The 23,983-nt window shown below is 42.2% G+C and carries 19 protein-coding genes; 15 read left to right on the forward strand and 4 right to left on the reverse strand.

Translation table 11 applies throughout. The features are described from left to right. The 7 genes from QZ576_RS20420 to QZ576_RS20450 all read left to right on the forward strand — a co-directional run. On the forward strand, nt 1-1,308 hold a 1,308-nt coding region (locus QZ576_RS20420), incomplete at its 5' end, for a tetratricopeptide repeat protein (RefSeq protein ID WP_297100810.1). An 88-nt stretch (nt 1,309-1,396) separates the two neighbouring features. Continuing rightward, a complete protein-coding gene (locus tag QZ576_RS20425) occupies nt 1,397-2,005 on the forward strand; it encodes an RNA polymerase sigma-70 factor (protein ID WP_297100813.1) in 609 nt (202 codons plus the stop codon). A gap of 153 nt (nt 2,006-2,158) precedes the next feature. After that, entirely contained in the window at nt 2,159-2,851 is a 693-nt protein-coding gene (locus tag QZ576_RS20430; protein WP_297100815.1) for a Crp/Fnr family transcriptional regulator, read from the forward strand. A gap of 325 nt (nt 2,852-3,176) precedes the next feature. Next, the gene (locus QZ576_RS20435) at nt 3,177-4,088 is read left to right on the forward strand and encodes a discoidin domain-containing protein (protein WP_297100817.1); all 912 of its coding nucleotides are present in this window, start codon (nt 3,177-3,179) and stop codon (nt 4,086-4,088) included. A 57-nt stretch (nt 4,089-4,145) separates the two neighbouring features. Then, nucleotides 4,146-7,133, forward strand: coding sequence for a SusC/RagA family TonB-linked outer membrane protein (locus tag QZ576_RS20440; protein ID WP_297100819.1), 2,988 nt, complete (start codon nt 4,146-4,148; stop codon nt 7,131-7,133). 128 nt (nt 7,134-7,261) lie between these two features. Further along, a complete protein-coding gene (locus tag QZ576_RS20445; protein WP_297100820.1) occupies nt 7,262-8,923 on the forward strand; it encodes a RagB/SusD family nutrient uptake outer membrane protein in 1,662 nt (553 codons plus the stop codon). Nucleotides 8,924-9,014: 91 nt separating this feature from the next. Continuing rightward, nucleotides 9,015-10,349, forward strand: coding sequence for a DUF3472 domain-containing protein (locus QZ576_RS20450; RefSeq protein ID WP_297100822.1), 1,335 nt, complete (start codon nt 9,015-9,017; stop codon nt 10,347-10,349). A gap of 98 nt (nt 10,350-10,447) precedes the next feature. Here QZ576_RS20450 and QZ576_RS20455 read toward each other — a convergent pair whose 3' ends face one another. The 3 genes from QZ576_RS20455 to QZ576_RS20465 form a co-directional block, all read right to left on the reverse strand. After that, nucleotides 10,448-11,542 carry a phosphotransferase enzyme family protein gene (locus QZ576_RS20455; RefSeq protein WP_297100824.1) on the reverse strand — a complete coding sequence of 365 codons (1,095 nt, stop codon included), beginning with the start codon at nt 11,540-11,542 and terminating at the stop codon, nt 10,448-10,450. A 1-nt stretch (nt 11,543) separates the two neighbouring features. Then, a complete protein-coding gene (glmM, locus tag QZ576_RS20460) occupies nt 11,544-12,920 on the reverse strand; it encodes a phosphoglucosamine mutase (RefSeq protein WP_297100827.1) in 1,377 nt (458 codons plus the stop codon). A gap of 68 nt (nt 12,921-12,988) precedes the next feature. Further along, on the reverse strand, nt 12,989-13,909 hold the full coding sequence (locus tag QZ576_RS20465; protein ID WP_297100831.1) for a sugar phosphate nucleotidyltransferase: 921 nt from the start codon (nt 13,907-13,909) through the stop codon (nt 12,989-12,991). A gap of 367 nt (nt 13,910-14,276) precedes the next feature. On the opposite strand from QZ576_RS20465, the gene QZ576_RS20470 reads away from it, so the two are divergent. The 8 genes from QZ576_RS20470 (at nt 14,277) to QZ576_RS20505 (ending at nt 21,426) form a co-directional block, all read left to right on the forward strand. Then, entirely contained in the window at nt 14,277-14,639 is a 363-nt protein-coding gene (locus QZ576_RS20470; RefSeq protein ID WP_297100834.1) for a hypothetical protein, read from the forward strand. Between the two features lie 109 nt (nt 14,640-14,748). Beyond that, the gene (locus QZ576_RS20475) at nt 14,749-15,537 is read left to right on the forward strand and encodes a hypothetical protein (protein WP_297100836.1); all 789 of its coding nucleotides are present in this window, start codon (nt 14,749-14,751) and stop codon (nt 15,535-15,537) included. Between the two features lie 76 nt (nt 15,538-15,613). Next, nucleotides 15,614-17,251 carry a S8 family serine peptidase gene (locus tag QZ576_RS20480; RefSeq protein WP_297100840.1) on the forward strand — a complete coding sequence of 546 codons (1,638 nt, stop codon included), beginning with the start codon at nt 15,614-15,616 and terminating at the stop codon, nt 17,249-17,251. Between the two features lie 3 nt (nt 17,252-17,254). After that, nucleotides 17,255-18,682 carry an exodeoxyribonuclease VII large subunit gene (gene xseA / locus QZ576_RS20485; RefSeq protein WP_297100842.1) on the forward strand — a complete coding sequence of 476 codons (1,428 nt, stop codon included), beginning with the start codon at nt 17,255-17,257 and terminating at the stop codon, nt 18,680-18,682. Nucleotides 18,683-18,852: 170 nt separating this feature from the next. Beyond that, on the forward strand, nt 18,853-19,053 hold the full coding sequence (xseB, locus tag QZ576_RS20490; RefSeq protein ID WP_297100845.1) for an exodeoxyribonuclease VII small subunit: 201 nt from the start codon (nt 18,853-18,855) through the stop codon (nt 19,051-19,053). Nucleotides 19,054-19,070: 17 nt separating this feature from the next. Further along, the gene (locus tag QZ576_RS20495) at nt 19,071-19,301 is read left to right on the forward strand and encodes a DUF2007 domain-containing protein (protein ID WP_297100848.1); all 231 of its coding nucleotides are present in this window, start codon (nt 19,071-19,073) and stop codon (nt 19,299-19,301) included. Between the two features lie 3 nt (nt 19,302-19,304). Beyond that, nucleotides 19,305-19,985 carry a deoxyribose-phosphate aldolase gene (gene deoC, locus QZ576_RS20500; RefSeq protein WP_297100851.1) on the forward strand — a complete coding sequence of 227 codons (681 nt, stop codon included), beginning with the start codon at nt 19,305-19,307 and terminating at the stop codon, nt 19,983-19,985. A gap of 373 nt (nt 19,986-20,358) precedes the next feature. Next, on the forward strand, nt 20,359-21,426 hold the full coding sequence (locus QZ576_RS20505) for a hypothetical protein (RefSeq protein WP_297100854.1): 1,068 nt from the start codon (nt 20,359-20,361) through the stop codon (nt 21,424-21,426). 88 nt (nt 21,427-21,514) lie between these two features. Here QZ576_RS20505 and QZ576_RS20510 read toward each other — a convergent pair whose 3' ends face one another. Then, nucleotides 21,515-23,956 carry a TonB-dependent receptor gene (locus QZ576_RS20510; RefSeq protein WP_297100858.1) on the reverse strand — a complete coding sequence of 814 codons (2,442 nt, stop codon included), beginning with the start codon at nt 23,954-23,956 and terminating at the stop codon, nt 21,515-21,517. Nucleotides 23,957-23,983 lie beyond the last annotated feature (27 nt).

Consider the following 23,983-nt stretch of genomic DNA (forward strand, 5'->3'; position numbering starts at 1 on the left):
CATCTGGAAGAAAGTGGAATTTTCAGAGGTTCGCAAGCCGTCGATTACAAAGCGTACAACAAATTTTTGAATGCTTTTTTAGAACGCGAAAAACTTTTTAAGTTCGATATTTACCGCATTCCGTTTAACAATGGCAAAGGCGGAAAAGCCGAGCCAGTTCCGGGAGCATCAAACAACGGCATGAGTAATTATTTTCCACGTTTTACTCCCGACGGGAAATACATGATCTTTTGTAAAGCCGAAAGTTTTATGTTGCTAATGCCCGACAGTAAACTGTATATTCAACCGGTTGAAGGGGGCGAAACACGTTTAATGAATTGTAATTCGGAGAACATGAACTCGTGGCACTCGATAGCACCAAATAGCCGCTGGATGGTGTTTTCATCAAAAAAATACGGCCCGTACACACAGTTGTTGCTCACGCATATTGACGAGGATGGAAATGACTCGCCACCGGTTTATCTCGAGTATTTTGCTTCAGGAAACAGGGCTGCCAATATTCCTGAATTTATTAATATGTCGCCCGAAGCAAAATTTGAAATCGTTCCTAAATTTTTGGAAGACGATGCTTTTGCATTACGTATGGGTGAAATCAAATCAAAGGAAAATCAGTACGGGGAAGCGCTGGAATACTTTAATAAAGCGCTTGAATTTAATCCAAAAAACGCGGATGCACATCATGGCAAAGCACATGCGCTGATGATGCTGAAACAGCCAACTGAAGCAATGAAACATTTTAACAAGGCAGTTGAACTAAATCCCGGGAAAGCGGAATATTTGCTAAGCCGTGGAAATGCCAATCTTACGTTAAAAAATGAGGATAAGGCTTTAGATGATTTTAACCGGGCAATTGCCATCGACGGGTTTAATTTTATGGCTTACAGCAACCGCGGAATGTTATGGCGCCAAAAGCGAAACCTGGAAAAAGCACTGGCCGATTTTAACCGCTCGATCGAGCTGAATCCCGAAAGTAATGTTACGTATATCAACCGTGGAGTTATTCATGCTATTACCAAAAAATACGACGAGGCACTTGTCGATTTTGAGGTTTCGATTCGATTAAATCCGTCCGATTTGTCGGCTTATTTTGGCAAAGCTAAAGTGTACCAGGAAATACAGGAAAATAACAAGGCGCTGGAGGTGTATTCGCAGGCCGTTTCGCAGGCGACGAATAACCCCGAAACTTATTTTAACCGTGCAATGTTTTTTATGCAAAACAACGATAAAACATCGGCAAGGAACGACTTGCAAATTGCAGCCGGAATGAATTACCAACCGGCACTAAAAATGTTAAGCGAGATGCGCTGAAACTGGCATCATTAGTAGTGTTCAAGAGTTTTGTTAAATAGGAAAACAAATGTGATTAACCAGTGAATTTAGGCTTTAATGGCTATATTTGAGCCGTAAGAAAACAGGAATGCCGGAAAGCGAAATCCAAAATAATAGCTTCGTATTAGCTGAGCTTGCCAGGGGGCAGGAAAGAGCGTTCGACTTTATTTTCAGAAAATACTACAAAGCACTGTGTGCCCAGGCAACGGTGTATGTTAAAGATATTGATGAAGCTCAGGGCATTGTTCAGGAATCGTTTATAAAACTTTGGGGGAAACGCGAAGAGGCCGGGTCGATAAAAAACCTGCCCAGCTACCTCACCTCGATGGTGCGCAACCAATGTATCGACCACATGCGAAAGGTAAATGTGTTGAATAAAACGCATCAGCAGGGAGCCGCAAACGATGAGGTTGAAAACACCACCGAGAACCTGGTTCTGGCACACGAATTCGAAGAAAAGTTGGTTGTCGTTTTATCGAATTTACCCGAACGTTGCCGAATTGCATTTGAATACAGCCGCTTCGAAAATCTGACTTATCCCGAGATTGCCGAAAAAATGGGAATCTCGGTAAAAGCTGTTGAAGCGCTGATTAGCCGTGCATTAAAAACACTCCGCATCGAGCTAAAAGAATACCTACCACTTCTGATTCTGCTCTTCAAAATGTCACAATTTTAATTCCTTCTTTTTCTGCGCAAATCTGCGCCATCTGCGTGAAAAATAATTCTTGCGGATTTTAATTTCTCAAAGTAGGGTAAACGTGTCTCACTTTCGTCAATAAACAAATGGCAGACGAACTGCATCATTCAGTAATTTAATAGTGAGATTGAATTGAAAAAGAGTAGAATAAATAGTACAACCGTTAACGTAAGGTTTATTCATTTATTTAAACACTTAACGCTTGAGGAGCTGGCTGACCTGAGTAAGGATTTACAGTTGGTTGAGCTGAATGTTGGTGAAACGCTTTACCGTCCCGGACAGAAATTAAAAGGGATTTATTTTATCGAGCGCGGGGTTTTGAAACAGTTCAAAATCGGTTCGAAAAATAAGGAGCAGATCTATCAGATACTCAGTTATAACGATATGGTTGGCTTCGATTCGGCAATGAACCAAATACCTGCAACCGAGTTTACAACCTGCATGGAAAAGGCCCGGTTGATTTTTGTTCCCATTCAAATTGTAAACAAACTGTTTGCTGAGAATGTACAGGTTAGGATGATGCTTTTGCAGCTGAGCTGCCGCGAGTTGGGAGCTGCACAAAACACCATTATTAGTTTATCGCAGAAAACGAACCGACAGCGGATTATTGATCTGTTGCTGGATTTGAGGGAACGTTTTAACCTGGATCAGGACAATATGATAAACGTTTCGATTAAACGAATGGAAATTGCCGGACACATTGGAGCTAACGAAGAAAATACCATACGAATATTATCAGATTTACGAAAAAAACGACTCATACAAACTAAAGGCAGAAAAATAGGAATCCTGGAATTAAACCGATACGGAGAAGCTTATTCCTGAGCCGAAATCTACTACTTCAGTGCTTCAACTTTCTTAGGTTGAGGCTTATACAAAACATTGCATAATCGACTTTGTGTCGATGTCAAATTGCTGTGAAATTTCGTATTAAATAGAATTAAGTAATTGTAAATACTACAAAAACGACAATAATTCATCTTTCTTTCATTTTTATCAGATTTTGACATAGGGGGTGCCCGCTTGAGGCTCGTCAGTTTATAAATAATTGGCGAGAGCTCGCTCATGAGCCGTGCCGAGAGGAAACACAAGAATTAATAATTAGTTGAGAGAATTATTTATGTCAAATTAATCTACAAAAATCAAAAAAATGAAAAGAAGTAATTATGAAAAAATGCTGCATAACGGTGCTACCAAACTCTCCGTTTTTATGCTTGCATTGGCGGCAGTTTTCTTTACCGCGAGTTGCGACGACGATGAAGTTGGTACCCTGCCAACTACTGTAACGGGCGAGGTTACCGAAATTGCTGACATTAACGCAGTGGTTAGCGGAAGTCTTACCGACAACGGTGGATCGGATGTACTTGCTTTGGGAATTTGCTGGACCGATGAGGACCGTGAACCAACAACAATGGATAATTTCGTTCCTGTTGGAAAATTCACCCAGTCAGGAATATCGGAAGAATATTGGGACTATTCGATTACGCTGGATGGTTTAACAGCAAAATCGGACTACAAAGTGCGCGCTTACGCCGCCAACGAAGCCGGTACTTCGTATGGCGAAACAATCGCATTTACAACCAAAGCAGGAAAAACCTTCCATCCGCTTACCGGAGATATGTTAGAGACTTTTACCCAGGAAATTTGGGAAGGTCCGAAGGAAAATCTTGTTGATGGCGATCCTTCAACTTTCTGGCATTCGGCATGGTCGAACGAGGAGACTGCTATAGTTGAACCACTTCCTCACTACATTCAAATCACTTTCGCTGAAGCCAAATATATTGGTGGATTCCAGTTCTGGACACGTTCACCTTCTACAAGAGGTATCGACCCGGCTCAGTTCGATGTGCAGACCAGTACTGATGGTACAAACTATACTACCGTTTGGACTTCGGAACGTTTCGATGCTAAAGTTCGTCCTGACTATAACGAGTTGTCGCTGGATAAAAACTATTCTTCAAAATACTTCCGCATCAGGATTTTGGACACCCGTACTACCGGTCAGTCATTTACCACAATGGGCGAGTTGAAAGTATTCGACGATGGTTTGCTTGATTACTAAGGCAGGGCAATTACGGATAATAAGTCATTCTAAAGTTACAGAACAAAGACAAAAATTATGAGATATATACAAAATTTCGGTTCTGATCGAAAAAACAATAAAAACACTTTCCTTTCGGGCATAAACAAGGCAATCGGCCTGGTTATGTTTATGTTCTTGTTTGCAACGTTTGCAAATGCACAATCAACCACAATTTCCGGTACGGTAACCGATAGCAAGACCAACGAATCGTTACCGGGTGTTAGTATTATTATTAAAGGTACAACCACGGGTATTACCAGCGATTTTGATGGTAATTATTCGCTTGAAGTGCCCGAAGCCAATGCAACTTTGGTGTTTTCGTTTGTAGGTTACGAAAAACAGGAGATTGCAACAGAAGGCAAAACTACGATTAACGTTTCGTTGGTAAGCTCTACTACCGACCTCGACGAGGTAATGGTTGTAGCATATGGAACGACCAAAAAATCGAATTTAACAGGTTCGGCAGTTGCTATCGATGCAGAAGAACTTAAAGATGTTTTTGCACCAAACGTAGCATCAATGTTACAAGGTAAAGTAGCAGGTATGCACACCAGCACAAGCAGTGGTAAGCCGGGTGCCGGAACCGAGATCACTATTCGTGGTAAAGGTTCGCTGTCGGGTACTACCAAACCGCTTTGGGTTGTTGATGGTATTATTATGGGTAACGACGATCCGGGTTTTAGCCCTGACGACATTGAAAGTATTACTGTATTAAAAGATGCATCGGCAACCTCGTTATATGGTTCGTTGGCTGCAAACGGTGTTATTCTGTTGCAAACCAAAAGAGCTGAAAAAGGGATGTCGGTTGTTAATGTGAATGCATCGTACGGTGCCACTACATTTAATACCGGAAACTTTTCACTGATGAACTCTCAGGAGTTATACGACTACCAAAAAACATGGAATCCGAACGTTACTGAAGATGTGTTGAATACTGATACCGATTGGATGGACATTGGTACACAAACCGGACAGGCACAAGAATACAACGTAAACTACTCGGGTGGAAACGATAAAATTCTGGCTTATTTGTCGGGTACTTACTACAACGAAACCGGTGCTTTAAAAGGCTACGAATACGAGCGTTTTTCGGGTATTGCCAACCTTGAAATCAATGCTACAAAACGACTGGTGATCCAAGCAAATCTTTCAGGTAATTACACCAACACCTTCAACCAGGAACACTCAACTTATAACATGTTTACATACATGCCATGGGATGAGCCTTATTTACCTGACGGATCGGTTTTGGATCCACGAGTTGACAGCGGCAAAAAATACCTACTTGAAAATGGTAAAGTATGGTATGGCCGCGATGAAAACAACTATTTGTACGACCTTCAGTACAATTATGGCAAATCGCGCGGTAACAATTTCCGTATTAACGTTGGCGTTGATTACAAAATTAACGAGTGGCTTACTTTCTCGTCGATGAACAACGTTGCCTTAGGTTACGGACAAAGTGAATCGTACACCGATCCACGTTCTATCAGTGGTCAGGCTGACAGAGGAAGATTATACGAAGCTTACAGCTTTAGCAGAACACGTTTCACTAACCAAATGCTTCGTTTCAAGAAAACATTCGACAAGCATAACCTGAATGCATTTGTGGCATGGGAATACAGCGATTATTATTCAGATGGTGCCAACGCAACAGGTAAAGGTGTTGCAGCAGGTTTAAATGTGCTGAATGCAACTGCCGAGGCGGTAAGTGTTGGTGGTTCGAAATGGGAAAGCGCCAAACAAAGTATGTTGGTAAACTTGCAGTACGCTTACGATAACAAGTATTTGGCAACTGCATCATTCAACCGTCAGGGATCAAGCAGTTTCGGTCCGAACAACCAATACGGTAATTTCTGGTCGGCAAGTTTGGGTTGGAACCTTCACCACGAAGATTTTATGAGCAACGTAAGATGGGTTGATGTTCTGAAATGGTCAGCCAGTATGGGACAGGTTGGTAACGCTCCGGGCGGATTCCAGTACCTTGGTTACTATGCTTTTGTGGCTCAATACAACGGAAACAGTGCCGCAACTCCATACCAAAAAGGTAACCCTGATATTAGCTGGGAGAAAGTTACCAGCTACAACACGGCTATCAACACTCGTTTATTTAACCGCGTTGCTTTAAACCTCGATGTGTATTATAAAAACAGCGACAACCTGTTGACTTACGTTCCACTTCCTGCATTGTCGGGTTACAACGGGGTTTGGATGAACGTTGGTCGTGTTACCAACAAAGGTTACGAATTATCGGTAACTCCTGAGATTGTAAAAACATCGAAATTTAACTGGGACATGACCATCAACTTTGCCTACAACAAAAACCGTGTAAAGGAATTGTTCGAAGACAAAGCTTACACTTCGGGTAACGTTCGTATTGAGCAAGGTTACGACATGGATTCGTACTACCAACGTATTTGGTACGGTGCAAATCCATCAAATGGCGAGCCTTTATGGGAGCAGATTGTGGTAAACGAAGATGGTACTGAAACCGTTGAATTGACATCGAACTATGCCGATGCAACTTTGCAGTATACCGGTTCGAAAGCTACACCAACTTACACCGGTGGAGTATTGAACACTTTTACTTACGATAACTTTACTTTAACTGCAAACATCAGTTTTGTTGAAGACATTTATAAATACAACGGTAACCGCGAGTTATTCGACAGCGATGGTTCGTATGCATCGTTTAACAACATGAATCTTGCTGATGGCTGGAGCCGTTGGGAAAAACCGGGCGATATTGCTACACATCCGGCACCATTTAACGGTGGTGTTAACGCGAACAAACCATCATCGCGTTACCTGGAAGATGCAAGCTACATTCGTCTGCGTAACGTAACACTGTCGTACCGTTTGCCTAAAGTAGCTACCGACGCTATCAAAGTTAAAAATGCTTCAGTTTATATCAGTGGCGACAACCTGGTAACTATTACCGATTGGTCGGGAATGGATCCGGAATCAGGAGCGCTTTACCCACTGTCGAAAAAGGTATTGGCAGGTATTAAAATCGACTTTTAAGCATAAACAGTATTCATGAATAACAGTATTAAAATGAAACGACCGGACGAATATTTCTCAGCTAAAAGCGAGATTGTTTTAAAGGGAGTTCCATCTTATACCATAGAATAACAATCAATAATAATAAGATGAAAAAAATATATTCTTTTATAGCCATTCTTGTTGCGCTCTCTTTCGCAGCCTGCGATATTACAAGAGACCCGTTTCAGGATTTATCAGATGAAATGGTGTTTGCCGACGAATTAGGAATTGAGGCGGCAGCACTTGGAACTTACGCTTTGTTGAAAACCAATGAATTTATGCGCCCTTACCACTTTCATGGCGAATTTGGTGGCGATAACATTGCGCTTAGCGGATCAACTACCGACAATTTGTACTACATGTACAACTACCAGCATACGCCAACAAACTATCACCTGAATAGCTTGTGGTCAACTTGTTACAAAGGTATTGTTAACGCCAATAAAGTAATTGATAAAGCACAGCAGGGAACCGACCGCATGAACCACGTAATTGGCGAAATGTATTACCTGCGTGCTTTCTTCTACTTTAACCTGGTAAATATTTGGGGCCGTCCTTACAACCAGGATCCAACCAACAACTTAGGTGTGCCTATCGTTTTAGATGCTGAACCTGATGTGGATAACATGCCTCCGCGTGCCACTGTAAAAGAGGTTTACGATCTGATCATTGAAGACCTGACAACAGCGGCCGAGTTGATGAGCAACTTTAAACGTGTTGATGCCGAGTACAATATTTATGCTTCGGAACAAGCTGCAAAAGCAATGTTGTCGAGAGTTTATTTGTACATGGAAGACAATGCAAAAGCATCAAGTTTTGCTACCGAAGTTATTGAGTCGAACAATTTCGCGTTGTTGCAAGGATCGGATTACGAAACGTTCCCAACAATGGTTCCTGAAGATAACTCGGAAGTTATTTTTGCTTGCCGCGCATTAAAAGACGAAGACGACTACGGTTGGTACGCGTTTGGTGGAATGTATGCAACAATCGACGGAGTTGGCTGGGGTGAAATGTACGCTTCAGAACCATACCGCGACTTGCTGGATGAAAATCCAGGCGACAGAAGACATAAATTTATCGATCCGCAGTACATCGATGGCGACACTTATGAAATCACTTATTCGTACGACAAGTCTTCTCCTGCCGGCTCGAGAATGTTTAAAATGTACGATGTTACCAACAACGGCGAAAGCTGGGAGTACGAGTACAACGGAACGCAAACTGTAATGACTGAAGAAGTTGATGGCGTAACAAAATACTACATCACCGAAGGCGAATTTATTAGCGGAAAAACTTACGTTCGTTTGGATAAAAAGATGCCTGTACGCCAGGGATATCCTAAGTTCTTCGTAATAAAATGTTCGAACCAGGAAGGTCAGCCACAATTGTTCTCGCCAATTATTTCGCGCTTGGCCGAAATGTACCTGAACCGTGCAGAAGCACGCGCAAAAACGGGCGATACTGATGGTGCTCTTGCAGATGTTAACCTGATCAGAGAAAGAGCAAATATTCCAACTTACGATGAAGTTCCTGAAGGTAAAACTATCATGGATGTTGTACTTGAAGAGCGTCGTTTAGAGTTGGCTTTCGAAGCTCACCGCCGTTACGATATTTTCAGAAATGGTTTAACATTGGACAGAAGATATCCGGGAACTCACGACAGGGGCGCAAACCCGCTGTTAACAGTGCCTGCAAGCAGTCCTCGTGTAGTGGATTACATTCCTGAGCCACAGATTTTGGCGCAACCGAATTTAATTCAAAATCCGTAATCAATTATAACAGATAATAAATCAGGCTTTTGTGGTGTATATTTACATCAGCAAAAGTCTGATTTTTTTTAACAGCAGACAGATGAGACTTATGAGACAAAAATTTAGACTGAATTTATTATTTGTATTGTTAGTTTTTCCGCTTTCGGTTATTTCGTGCCAAAAAGATGAAGTAGCAGAAGAAGAGGAAATTCCAACAATGTCGTACCAAATTCCGTGCGAAGGAAACAGTTGGTTTGTTACCAATGTTGGTGGAAACCAGTTAAAAACCGACGACTTTAAAAATTTCAACTGGAGTTCAAAATCTTCAATTCTGCGCACCTGGTTTCGGGTGGAATCGGCAGGCAGTATTCATATCGGTGTTAAGGGAAAAGTTAGCAGCGGAAGTTCTACATTAAAAGCTACTTTTTTGAATGAGACCAAAGAGATCGTGCTTGATAATACCACCAACCGGATGGAATTTGTAGGAACTTTCACCGTTTCGGAGCCGGGATATTATTACCTCGATTTGCAGGGAGAAGATAAAACTGCCGATCAGTTTGCAACAATCGAATCGGTTTCGCTTGGCGGCGATGCTTGTAAATCAGGCGTGCATTATTCGAACGAAGATTATTTCTACTGGGGACGTCGTGGCCCGTCGGTGCATTTAGGTTACATAGTGCCTGCTGAGGCTTCGGATGTTGTTTGGTTTTACAACGAAATTACAGTTCCTGAAGGTAACGATGTGATCGGATCGTATTACATGGCAAACGGTTTCGGACAGGGATACTTTGGGATGCAGGTAAATTCTATCTCTGAACGCAGAGTGCTGTTTTCGGTGTGGAGTCCGTATTCTACCGACGATCCAAGTACTATTCCTGAAGATCAGCGCGTACAACTGCTTGCCAAAGGTGCAAATACAACAACCAACGATTTTGGTAATGAAGGCTCGGGCGGACAAAGTTACATGCAGGTGAACTGGAAAGCCGGAACTACTTACCGCTTTTTACTGAAAGGGGAGCCAAGTGGTGAAAATACAACCGATTATTCGGCGTGGTTTTATGATACCGAGCAGGAAAAGTGGCTCTTTGTTGCTTCCTGGCGACGTCCGAAAACCAATACTTATTTAACCGGGTTGTATTCATTTTTGGAGAACTTCGATACCAAAACCGGTCCGATTGAGCGTATGGCTTACTACAATAACCAGTGGGTTTACGATACAAACGGCACATGGTACGAAGTTACCAAAGCAAAGTTTACTGCCGATGCAACGGCGCGCGATGAAGCACGCCTGGATTATGCCGGAGGTTACATAAGCGGCGACAATGGTTTTTATCTAAAAAACTGTGGATTTTTCAACGAAACTTCTGTGGTTGATACCAATCACGAGCGCCCGGTTTTGGGAGTGGTTCCGAATATCGACTTTAGCGCTTTACCTGTGGAATAATTCAATTTGAATATTTCGGGAGTTAGCGTAAAAGTTAACAAAGAGAAATCACCAAAAGACAATTTATTTCAATTGTCTTCTGGTGATTTTTTTTTTGCCTAATTTGCAGTTAATCTGCTCACAATTTTTTTCATGTCTTCAAATTGTTGCTCAATACTTTGCAGCAATTTGTATTGGGCATGGGTACGAACGAGGTTATGATTCGGGCTTTTTATTTTGTAATAATTGTCGCCGTCAATGTAATCCATTAAAAAACGGAGTACCTGTTCGTAGGTAATGTATTTTGCCGAAAATGCTAAATAATCAATTTCCGGTTGTGTCAGAAAAGAGCTGGTTTCTTTGAGGTAACCCTGGGCATAAGCCGTAAAAGTTTCCATATCCATCGAAACGTTTTCCAGATTTTCATCGTCTTCCAAACCGGTGTTGGTATACGAACGAATTGCATCTCCAAAGTCGTTAAGGGCCGTGCTGCTTAATACGGTGTCGAGGTCAATCACACATAACACATCGCCTTTTTCATCAAAAAGAATATTGTTGATTTTGGTGTCGTTGTGCGTTACTCGTGCCGGGATAGTACCGTCTTCCACCAACTTCCAGAAGTTGAGCATCTCTTCCTTGCGACTTTCAATCCAGCTGATTTCCTCCTGTACTTCTGCTTTCCTTTGCACCGGATCTTCAGCAAGCACCTTGTCCCACTGTTCAAAACGATAGCGAATGTTATGAAACCCCGGCAGGATATCAGCCAGCGTTCCTTCAAAATCAGAAGTCATCGCCTGAAATTTTCCAATTCCCCGTCCGCCGGCGTAGGCCAGTTCAGGTGTGTCGGCTTTTTCGTAAGTAACACTGCCTTTTATAAAATAACACATGGCCCAATATTCACCGGCTTCGTCCTGGTAATAAAGTTCATTTCTCTTACTTTTTGTTACCGTCATTGCTTCACGCATCGGATCGCCACCGTTGCGTTTTATCTTTTCTTTTAGATGAAGGGTTACGCGCTCGATGTTGTCCATCATTGCCGGAACGTCGGTGAAAATCGATTTGTTTTTACGTTGCAGCAGATAGTCGGGAGTACTTTCGTCAACGGTTTTTAAATAGAACGTGTCGTTAATAAATCCCTCACCAAGAGGTTTTATCGACTCAATTTCTCCTTCGATTTGAAAATTGGCTGCAATTTGTTTTAGATCAGTTTTCATATTAATTGGTTTTAGTGATTGTTCGAATTCTAGTATTTATTTCTTTAGCCCTGTCAAGGCTTGTACTTTCGATATAAATCCTGACAATTGGCTCGGTGTTCGATTTGCGCATGTGTGCCCAGCCATCTTCAAAATAGAGTTTTAAGCCGTCAATTTCATTGGTTTTGCATTCCGGGAATGATGCTTTTACCTCCTGCAATAATTGGTTCAAATCAACATTTTCGTCAAACTCAATTTTGTCTTTTAACATTTCGTAATTGGGATATTGCGCTCTGATTTCTGAGGCACTTTTTTTCGATTTTGCCAGCTGCGTTAGAAACAAAGCGACGCCAACCAAAGCATCACGGCCATAATGAAGTTCAGGATAAATAACGCCTCCGTTTCCTTCGCCACCGATTACCGCATTTACTTTTTTCATTTGCTCCACAACATTTACTTCGCCAACTGCCGACTCATAAAACTCAACATAGTGTTTTTTGGCAATGTCTTTTAATGCATTGGTAGAAGAAAGGTTAGCTGCAACTGTGCCGGGTGTATTCGACAAAATGTAATCCGAGATCGACACTAATGTATATTCCTCGCCAAAAGCTTTACCATTTTCATCAACCAGTGCCAGCCTGTCTACATCCGGATCAACTGCAATTCCGAGGTCTAAATTATTTTCGCTAACAGTTTTACACAGTTCGGTTAAGTTTTCTTCCAGCGGCTCCGCAACTCTTGAAAATTTTCCATTTGGCTCAGCGAAAATTTCAACCACTTCCGCAACACCCAGCGCTTTTAGCAGTTTTGGAATCGATGGATTTCCTACCGAGTTTACACTGTCGACAGCTACTTTTAGTTGTGCTTCTTTTATTGCTTCCTGATCAACCAAAGGCAGGTTCAGAATGCTTTCGATGTGTTTGTCGATGTACGAATCGTTTGTAGTGTAGCTTCCAATTGATTGTGCTTCCACAAATTCGAAAGCTGCTTTTTGTGCCTGTTTTAGAATTTCTTCACCATCAGCTTGCGAAATAAATTCGCCTTTGTGGTTCAGTAGTTTTAATGCATTCCAGTTGCCGGGATTGTGGCTGGCGGTGATAATAATTCCACCGTGTGCTTTTTCCATCGGAATGGCAATTTCCACGGTTGGTGTTGGTGCCAGTCCCAAATCAATTACATCGATTCCGAGGCTGTTTAATGTGCCAACAATCAAATTCAGAACCATCTGTCCCGACACGCGCGCATCGCGACCGATAACTACTGTTGGTTTTTCTGCGTTTTGTTTTATCCAGGTGCCGTACGCACCAGCAAATTTTAGTATGTCGAAAGGGGAGAGCGACTCTCCGGGTTGTCCGCCAATTGTTCCGCGGATTCCTGATATTGAACTTATTAATGCCATTTTTTTATTGTAATTTTTTGTATTTAGAAACGCTGATTTCTTTTCGTAAAACTTTTGTTGGTACCCACTTAATTGGTAGGTAAACTTTTGTTCTGCCAGAGTTTAGCCGGGTACACATTTTTGTCGATCAGGCTGTTTATGGCTTTAACAGCTTTTGCTTTGTCTTCGCTGTAAGTAACGCCAAACCATTGCGCATCCGACTTTAACACTTTGAACTGCGTAACGCCACTTTTGATAATTTCCGAAACTACAAATGGTATATAGAATTCCGATTTTAATTCGTCGCCTCTTTCCTCCAAAAAGGTGATAAACTGCGCTTCAAGATGCTTAAACAGTTGTGGCGTAAAACCCCAGAAATTCATCGAAACGGTTGTATCAGCTGCAAGCGAAATCCACTGGTCATTTTCTTTATAGGCAATTCCATCTCTTGTTTGCTCAATGTGCGTGCGTTCATTTACCGCTTTCAGAAAACCGTTTTCATCTATGGAACAAACGCCTCTTGAAACCGAACCATTTTCAGAGATTGTATTTTTCAAGTGGTAACCGATCATACAGTTCTCTTTGTCGCTGGCTTCGGTCGCAAGAAAATCGGCCATGGTTTTAAATGCGCCGGCTCCGTAATAATCATCCGCGTTAATAACCGCAAACGGTTCGTTAATGCAGTTTTTTGCCATTAATATGGCATGGCCTGTGCCCCAGGGTTTTTCTCTTTCCGGATTGTATTTTGAATGCTGTGGAACTTTATCAATCTCCTGTGTAACGTACTCTACTTCAATTCTACCCGCGATTTTTGAATTAAAGAGTGCTTTAAATTCCTGCGCAAAACTTTCCCGAATAACAAAGACTATTTTGCCAAATCCCGCCTCAATAGCATCGTAAATCGAGTAGTCGATAATCGTTTCGTTTGATGGGCCAATCGGATCCATCTGCTTTAGTCCTCCGTAGCGGCTTCCCATTCCGGCCGCTAACACTAATAATGTTGGTTTCATTTCAATATGTTTTTCTTTCGTTTTGTCATAATCAACGCTGTTTTACCAGCCTTTTACTTTGTCGTTTTGATACCAGAATTCATCAATAAATCGTAGTCTGATCTATTTTGAAACGGTATCTTTTTATAAAGAAAACATATTAAAAATATTAAAAAGATGATATTTTAAAGGAAATAAAATTAATAATAGAATTTTGGGAATTTTAAGGATAATTAGGCTCAAGGAAATGTTTGTTTAGTACATATTTGGTATGTCACGGAAATGGATTTCGTTGTAATAACTACGCTATTTAAGCGATTTCTTTCTCTCGTCTTAAACATTCCCGCTTCAACTGTGTTTGTGAAATGTGGATTAAAAAAACACAGAAATGAGCAACGAATACGAAGAAACCAGAAGAAGCTTTCTTACAAAATTGGGATTAACACTTGGAGCCGGTGTTGTGGCAGGAGAAAAACTTTCAGCGAAAGTATTGAACGATAAGGCTGAGTTCCCGTTGGAAGGCGATCAGCAAAAATTAATGGATCGTTACGAAGACTGGATGGATGAATTTATTCCGGTGATTAAAGCATTTCGTGCAGACCCGAACGATAAAGAAGCAGGGCGTCGCATTGCCGAACTTTCGGAAGAAGCAGAAGGCTGGCGCGAGCAACTTACCGTTTTTATGAAAGACGATAACTTTGCGCGTTACTACATGACTGCCACCGAACGCATGACCAAAGAGATCTATTAAAGACACATTTTATCTAAATAATACAGGCTTTTCATCTATTGATGGAAAGCTTTTTTTATGTGAACTGAAATAAATCCCTAATTTCGCGTTCTACCTAAAATAGTGCGATATGAGATATTTGCTTGCTTTATTGATCTTTCTTCCAACCTTAGTTTTTGCACAAACAAACCAAACCGATGCCAATGGTTTGCGGCAGGGACTTTGGCAGAAAAAACAAGCCAACGGACGTTTGTTGTACGAAGGATATTTTAAAGATGATAAACCGGTTGGAGAGTGGAAACGCTATCATCCGGGAGGGCAGGTAAAAGCAATTATCGAGTATAAAGGCGACACGGCCTACACGCAACTATTCGATGTTTGGCGCAAAAAACTGGCCGAAGGAAACTATGTAAATCAGCAAAAGGAAGGTGTTTGGAAGATTTACAAGAATGGCCAGCTTACTGCCGATGAAGAATATAAACTTGGTTTGAAAAATGGGAAATCGCACCAGTATTATGATACCGGCGAAGTAATGGAAGAAAAAGAGTGGATTAACGATAAGGAAGACGGCGACTACCAAATTTTCTACAAAAGTGGCGAACCGTACATGCAGTGCAAAATGAAACTGGGAATGCGGCATGGTTTGTTTCTGGTGAGTTACGAAAACGGCCGTCAGCAAATGGTTGCCGAATACCGGAATAACCTGCGCCACGGCGAGTGGAAATACTTTGATAAAGAAGGCAATCTTCAGTACACGCTTTATTACGATAACGGGCAAATTCTGAATCCGAATGTGCGCGACAGTGTCGATAATCTGAAAATGCAGGAGCTGGAAAAAAACAGGGGGTCGATCCTCGATCCGGAAAAGTTTTTGCAGGATCCGTCGGAATATATGATGCGCGAGCAAGGGCAGCGATAAAACTGTTTGCGTTCAAGGTAAAAAGCTATTTATTCATTAACTTGGACGATTAATCGGTATTGAACATTTTATAAGAATGAGGTATACAATTTTACTCCTTGGCACGCTGTTATTGGGTTTGCAACAAATCAATGCACAGAATTATTTCTGGATCGGGTTTGCCGATAAAAATAATTCGGAGTATTCGCTTGATCATCCTGGAACGTATCTTTCGGAGCGGGCAATTCAGCGCCGCATTAATCAAAATATTTCCATCGATTCATTAGATCTTCCGGTAAATCAGAATTATATCGACTCGGTGCTCACGCTCGATGTGGAGTTGGTTCACGCTTCAAAATGGTTGAATGGTATTACGGTTCGCTGCGATTCGGCAACTTTGGCCGACAGCCTCGGTTATTGGAGTTTTATTCGCGAGGTGCAGCTAACAAAACCGGATATCACTTCAAAAAGTATACGTAACAAATTCGCCGATGAGCAAAAATCAGATTTATCTCCTATCGATACTTCTGTTTATGGGGCGTCCGTACATCAGATAGGAATGATGGAAGGGCAGTTGCTTCATAATGAAAACTTTCGTGGGCAGGGAATTCAGATTGCCGTGCTCGATGCCGGATTTTACAAAGTTGACGAACTGCCTGCTTTCGATAGCCTGTGGATGAATAACCAGATTTTAGGAACAAAGGATTTTGTAAATCCAAACGATGATTTCTTTTCAACTTATTCACACGGAATGAGTGTGTTGTCGTGTATGGGCGGAAATCTGCCGGGAGAGTTGATCGGAACCGCACCAAAAGCTTCTTATTGGCTGCTGCGCTCTGAAGATGCGAACTCTGAGTATATTATTGAAGAAGATAATTGGGTGGCAGCCGCGGAGTATGCCGACAGCGTAGGAGCAGATGTTATTAATTCGTCGCTGGGATATACCGATTTTCAGGATGCATCTACCAATCATGTTTATGCCGATATGGACGGAAATACAACACGTGTAACACGAGGTGCCAATATCGCTGCCTCGCGTGGTATGCTGGTGTTTTCAAGTGCCGGAAACGAACGAAATAATTCCTGGTTTCGCATTGTTGCGCCGTCCGACGGAAAAAATGTAATAGGAGTCGGTGCCGTGGATATGAATTTTTATCCGGCGTATTTTTCAAGTGCCGGTCCTGCTGCTGATGGTTCGTTAAAACCCAATGTTTCGGCAATGGGTTACCAAACCGCTATTCAGCGAACCGACGGCTCTGTTGGTCTGGGAAACGGAACCTCTTTTGCCTCGCCCGTTTTGGCCGGAATGGCGGCTTCGTTGTGGCAGGCTTATCCCGATAAAACAGCTGAAGAAATAAAAGATGCCATCGAAAAAAGCGGGCATCTTTATGCAACTCCCGATTCATTGCAGGGGTACGGAGTTCCAAATATGAGGGTAGCCACTTCGTTGCTTAACCCGGTTTCAGTGGACGTTACTTCACAAAATAAAACATGGACTGTTTTCCCAAATCCTGTAAAAGACCGGATTGTGCTGCAGTCGACAACAAACCTGCAAGCGGGTAATCTCGATATAAAACTTTATGCACTGGATGGGCGAGTGATAAAAAGCTGGCAAGTTCCGGCTGCTCCCTCTGTAACGCTAAATAATTTGGAAACAACGGAGACGGGAATTTTTCTGCTGCTGGTAAAAACAAATACCGGTGTTGAAACCTTTAAGATCAATAAAATCAGGTAAACAATGAATCAGCAACTCACCCTTTCTCAGTTAAACGCCAAAATAAAGGATGCCCTTTTGGATGCATTTCCGGGAACGGTGTGGGTAGTTGCCGAGGTGAGCGAGTTGAAGCATAACCGAAGCGGCCACTGTTATCTGGAGCTGGTTGAAAAAGAGGGCAACACCATTACGGCACGTTCGCGGGCAACTATTTGGTCGTACACCTACCGCATGTTAAAACCGTATTTCGAAACCAGCACCGGGCAGCTTTTTACCGAAGGCATAAAAGTGTTGGTGCAGGCTACGGTTGAATACCATCCGGCGTATGGTTTGAGTTTGAATATTAAAGACATCGACCCGACTTATACGGTTGGCGACATGGCCATGCAGCGAAAGGAAATTATAAATCGTTTGAAGGCCGAAGGTGTTTTTGACATGAACAAGGAACTGGCGTTGCCACTGGTGCCGCAAAAAATCGCTGTAATTTCGTCGGCAACTGCTGCGGGTTACCAGGATTTTATGAACCAGCTGGAAAACAACGAGTACGGTTTTAAATTCTACACCAAATTGTTTGAGGCTTACATGCAGGGCGCAGAAACCGTGCCGTCAATAATTCATGCGCTGGAGCGGATTTTTGCTCATGACGATTTTTTCGATGCGGTAGCAATTATTCGTGGAGGAGGTGCAACAGCCGATTTGAGCAGTTTTGATGACTACGATCTGGCGATGAACATTACCCAGTTTTCGCTGCCGGTGATTACCGGAATTGGCCACGAAAAAGATGATACTATAATTGATTTGGTGGCGCACACGCGAATGAAAACACCTACCGCAGTAGCCGGGTTTTTTATTAGTGGTGTTGAACGCTATTACGAGCGTTTGATTGAGCTTGAAAATGGTATCGTTCAACTCACCCGCGAAACGTTGGATACGCAGCAGGAAAAGCTGGAACGAGTAGCCGAAGGCCTAAAATATTCAGTAGCCGAATTTATTAACGACAGGCAAAAGCAGTTAAACAAACGAGGCAACGAATTGCAGCAAAATGTTAATCTGTTTTCGTTTAAAAAACACAATGAATTAAGCGAACTGAAACATAACCTTGATTCCGGACTTTCGGTGTGGTTTGTGGAGGCAAAAAATAATATTGGTAAAACTCAACGAATTCTCAGAAGGCTTGTTGGAGAGGCTGTTTTTAAAGCGGATGCAAAATTGAATCATCAGCAGGATATTTTATCAGGACGTGTGCGAAATGTGTTGGCAAAAGAGCACGACCGCATTCTGATTAACGAAAATTCAGTACGTTTATTGAATCCTGAAAATGTTTTGAAACGAGGATTTACACTAACTTTGAAAGAAGGTAAAATAATAAAATCGAGCAAAGACGTGGCAGTTGGGGAAGAACTGGAAACCAGATTTGCCGATGGAAAAGTAACGAGTAAGAGACTGTTTTGATTTTATTTTTTAGAGATATTATGAAGTATTTTTTGCTTAGGCAAGGTAAAATTGACGCGAATAGCCTAAGCTATTTAAGGAAATTTTACAGCCGTATAAGTGAAAAAGACGAATAATAGCATAAATGAATAAAGTCAAATCAATCTCATTAATCACAAAAAATAAATAGAATGGCAGCTAAAAAGATTTCATACAGCGAGGCGATGGCCGAAATTGAAGAAATTCTTGAAAAGATTGAAAATGAAGAGCTGGATGTGGATGAACTGGCCGAAAAAGTAAAACGCGTTTCGGTGTTGCTAAAAACCTGCAAAGACAAACTGACCAAAACCAACGAGCAGGTAGAGCAGATTTTAAAAGAAATGGAAGATTAATTGCTAAATCGAATTCAATGGATAAACAAAGTAAACTAGTAAAACTTTTTACCGGCGAGCAAATAATGATCAGCCGGCTGAAACAGGAGCTGGAAACTGCCGGTATCAATCCTCTTATACAAGATGGATTTAAACAGGGCATTGCTGCCGGTTTTGGAGGCGGCGTTCCTTCGGCTATCGATATTTTTGTGAGTGAAAGTGATTTGCCACAAGCGCTGGAAATATTAGAAGCAATTACAGAAGAATAGAATATGTATACAAAAGAACAAGTTGCACAATCCATCGACCACGCGGTGTTGAAACCGGAGCAAACGCTGGCCGATTTGAAAGCGAACGCTGAAATGTGCATTAAGAATAAGGTTTTCAGTATGTGTGTGAAACCTTGCGATATAAAACCTGCCAAAGAATTGTTGAAAGACAGTGGTGTAAAAGTGTCGTGTGTACTTAGTTTTCCGCACGGAGCCGATGCAACGCCGACGAAGGCTTTTCAGGCCAAACAGGCTATTGAAGACGGTACCGACGAAATTGATATGGTTATGAATATCGGCCGCTTTTTATCGGGCGAATACGATTATGTTCGCGACGATATTAAAGCCGTAGTTGAAGTGGCTCACCAACACAATGTGCTGGTAAAAGTTATCCAGGAAAGTGGCCATTTAACGCTGGAGCAAATTGCCAAAGCCTGCGAATTATCGTACGAGGCAGGTGCCGATTTTGTAAAAACCTCAACCGGATTCGGACCGGGTGGAGCCAAACCTGAATACATCGAGGTGATGGTAAAAACTGTTGGCGATAAAATGCAGGTAAAACCATCAGGCGGTATCCGCGACTGGGAAACTGCAGTGGCTTTTCTGGAGCAGGGAGCCGACCGTTTGGGAATTGGTTCAACTGAAGCTGTACTAAACGGTGCCACAGCATCGGGTGATTATTAGTCGCTTAACTTTTTTTATGAAAGTCAAGTGAAAATTAATAGCAAAATATGCTTCAAAATTTATTGATTCACCCTGATTGTGCCTACGACACAAACGTCCCTCTCTTCGCGAAGAGAGGGAGTGAGGGAGAGTTTGTTGAATATTGTTTAGCTTTCATTCCTGTTGGTGATTTCCGGGAATCATGAATGTTATTACGAAGTGTAATTAGAGCTCTTTGTACTTCTGACAAGAAATTTGACCGAAATCATTTTTTTGAAGTAAAAAACACGCATATTTGTGCTTCATTTCTTTTGAGTGAGGGGAGAATAGGATGTATTTTCTAAACGGAGACAGAACATATATAAAACCTGAAAACGGTTGTAAAGGCTTGAGTTTGCAACTTCAAAATTGCCTGGAACAGCTGGAAAAAATCAATTCAGGAAAACGGATCTTCAAACTAAATTTCTTTGTCGATACCAATTCAAATTCAGAGTACGATCAACTGCTAAAAGATGTACGTGCCCAGGTGAAAGAACTGATTGGAAGCGATATTCTGATAAGTTTTATTTCGCAGGCGCCGCTAAGTTGCAAGGTAATCGTTGAGGCGTATTATTACGATCCTGAAAACTGGGATTGTCAGATGCTTTCGGAAGGTGAGAACGGCACGGCTTTGTTCCTGAATGGTACCACCGAAATTTTGTTGGGAACCGTTCATGCCAATCACAACAGCAATTGCAAACTAAATGCTGAGAAGGCTTTTGATGAGCTTATTGAAACTTTTGAAGAAGCGCAATTTCCGCTGAGTTCTATTGTTCGCCAGTGGAATTACCTGGAAGATATTTTGGGATTTGATGGCGAAGAGCAGCGTTATCAGGAGTTTAATAACGTGCGCTCGGATGCCTACGGAAAAGCTTTTGAGCAAAGCGGATACCCGGCAGCAACGGGAATTGGAATGACTCACGGTGGCGTGCTGATCGAGTATGTCGCAGTAAAATCAAAAGAGATATACACGCAGCCGGTTGATAATCCTGATCAGATTTCGGCGCATCAATATACCGAACAGGTTTTGGTTGGCGAAGAGTGTAACCTGAAAACAACACCAAAGTTTGAGCGGGCCCGTTATTTAAAGTATCGCAACAAAAAGTTGATCTTTATTTCCGGAACGGCGTCTATTATTGGTGAAAAGACGGTGGGTGTTGGCGACGCGGCAAAACAGACTGAAATAACAATTCAGAACATGCAGCGTTTGTATTCTGATAAGGTGCTGGCGGCTTTGCCCGGCGATGCGGCTAATCCAAAATTCGGACACGCCCGTGTTTACGTTAAAAACCGGAAAGATTACACTAAAATTCGGAACGTGGTGAAGAAAGTTTACGGCGATTTACCGGTAGTTTATATTCTGGCCGATGTTTGCCGCGATGATCTGCTGGTTGAAATCGAAGGGAAAGTGCTACTGCCTTAGCAGTAAAAAAATGTCATTCCGAACCTGAAGATTTCTCACTCAGTCCGAAATGACATTTCTTTTATTTGACTATTAGCTTTCTGCTACTTTAAAACGTAAAGTCCACTCCAAACATGAAATGAGCTCCGGCTTGCGGATAATATCCATCCATTTTATAACGTTCGCCACCCAGTAAATAGGGGTAAACCCATGCGTTCGATTCGTACTGTACATCAAACAGGTTGTTGGCCATAAAATGCAACGAAATCTCATCAAACAGATTTGTTTTAAAAGTGTAATCTGCTTTCAGGTGATTTACAAAATACGCGTCAATCTTGCGATCGTCGCTTGATGTGTTATCGATGTACTGATCTCCCACATACTGCGAAATAAAGGCGATGCTAAAATGCTCTCCCGGCGCGTAAACAAACTGGCTGTTTGCCACAATATTTGGAGAGAAAGCCAGGTCAGTGGTTCCCAAAGCAATGGCGTCTTGTTCGCCGGTGTCCCAGTTGTCAACGTATTCGGTAAAATCTTTGATTTTGTTGATGCTTAAAGTGGTGTTACCATTCCACTGAAAATTGTTGGCAATTTGTACACCCGCCTGCAACTCAATACCGGTGCGGTAGCTCTCGTCAACGTTAACCATTATTGCGTTACCCACATCGTCAATCTGGCCGGTTAAAACCAGCTGATCTTTGTAGTTCATAAAGTAATAGTTCGCACCAAATGAGAATTTCGATGAGGCAAAATTATATCCCAGTTCCCAGTCGTGTAGCGTTTCATAAACCGGTGGCTCTTGTCCCGAAGGTTGTTCTACAAATGCCGTGCGGTTAGGCTCGCGGTTGGCAACGGCAAACGACAGGTACAAATCCTGGTTGTCGGCAATCTGGTAGAAAATTCCGAGCTTCGGGTTAAAGAAATTGAAGTCGTGATCCTGATCCAGGGTTTGAAGCTCATCGTCGGTTCCTTCAATGGTATAATCAATTCGGCGATATTGCAAATCGGCAAACAAATTCAGCTTTTCAGCCACCTGCCAGTTGTATTTCGCAAAAATATTGAAGTCTTTTTTCAATCCGGTTCCTCGGTACCATTCATGATCGTATTCCGCCTCGCCCAGGTACTGCGCCCAAATCACTTTACCGAAATGGCGCCCATCGTAAACATTGTAACCGCCGCCCAATGTAAAATCACTGGTGTTCTTATTGTAATTCAGCGAGTAGGTAAATCCGTAAAAATCATTGTCGAGCCACTTGCGGTTGATCAGGTCAGTCGTTTCAATTACCGCGTCGCCAATTTCAATATTAGGCAACTGGTAATCTGCCAAATCTTCATCGGCTTTGTAATTCTCATAATAACCGGTTCCATAAGTGTAATGCAACGATGCATTTAAATTCAGGTTCGGGTTGAATTTATGCGAGAAATGCAACTGGTAATGATCCTGCACATAATGGTCAACCTGGTTGTCGTAAGTGTAGTAGTTGTAAGTCCGGCTGTCAGAAGCCATCATGTGGTCAACTTCTTCCTGAGTCATCAGCCAGTGGTCGGCATATTGCTGCATCCCGGTCCTATCGTCGTTCATTCGGACAGACGGAACTCCGTACCACGCCTGGTAAGTTTCTTCGTAGCCGGTAAATACATTCACTTTAATAATGGTATTTTCCGAGTAATAACCTCCCGAAACAAAGAACGATTTCAGGTCGGAACTGGCACGGTCGATAAAACCATCGGAAGTAACTTTTGACAAACGTACGTCAACTGTAAAATGATCATTCATTAAACCTGTTCCAGCAGAAATTGTGTTTTTAAAGGTGTTAAAAGTTCCGGCTGCAGTTTTGTAGCTGCCGTAAGCTTCTTTGTTCAGCGAATTGGTTTGCAGATTAATACTCGCACCAAAAGCTGCAGCACCGTTAGTTGACGTTCCCACACCGCGCTGAATCTGCACATTATCCAGCGACGAAGCCATATCCGGCTGGTCCACAAACCATGTCCCGTGCGATTCTGCATCGTTCAACGGAATCCCGTTCACACTTACATTGATACGGTTCAAGTCGGTACCACGCACACGGAAATTGGTGTAACCCACTCCGGCCCCGGCGTCAGAAGTTGTAACAAACGACGGCGTAAGGTTCAGCAAGAAAGGAATGTCTTGCCCCATGTTGCGTTTGGCAATTTCGTCGCTGCTTACGTTGCTGTATGCTATCGGCGTTTTATTGCCTGCACGTGTTGCCGAAATCAATACTTCATCGGTCATAATTACGTTGGGCTCCAGGTCAACTTCAATGTTTTTACTTGCTGTAAGTTGAAGGTCGATCTTTTGTGGTTCGAAACCGATAAACGAAACCAACAGGGTGTAATCGCCGGGTTTCAGATTTTTGAATTCAAAACTCCCGTTAGCCTGAGTTGAAACGCCATAAAACGATTTTTCGATTACCACGCTGGCACCGGCCAAAGCTTCTCCATCTCCTTTAACAACACCTGTTAAATTAATTTGCCCGAAAGCAATTGCCGCCATCAATTGCAATAGCAGCATCAAACTAAATTTTTTCATTTTTGAATAATTGGTTAAAAAACTAAC

It is taken from the genome of uncultured Draconibacterium sp. (assembly GCF_913060805.1).
Taxonomy (GTDB): domain Bacteria; phylum Bacteroidota; class Bacteroidia; order Bacteroidales; family Prolixibacteraceae; genus Draconibacterium.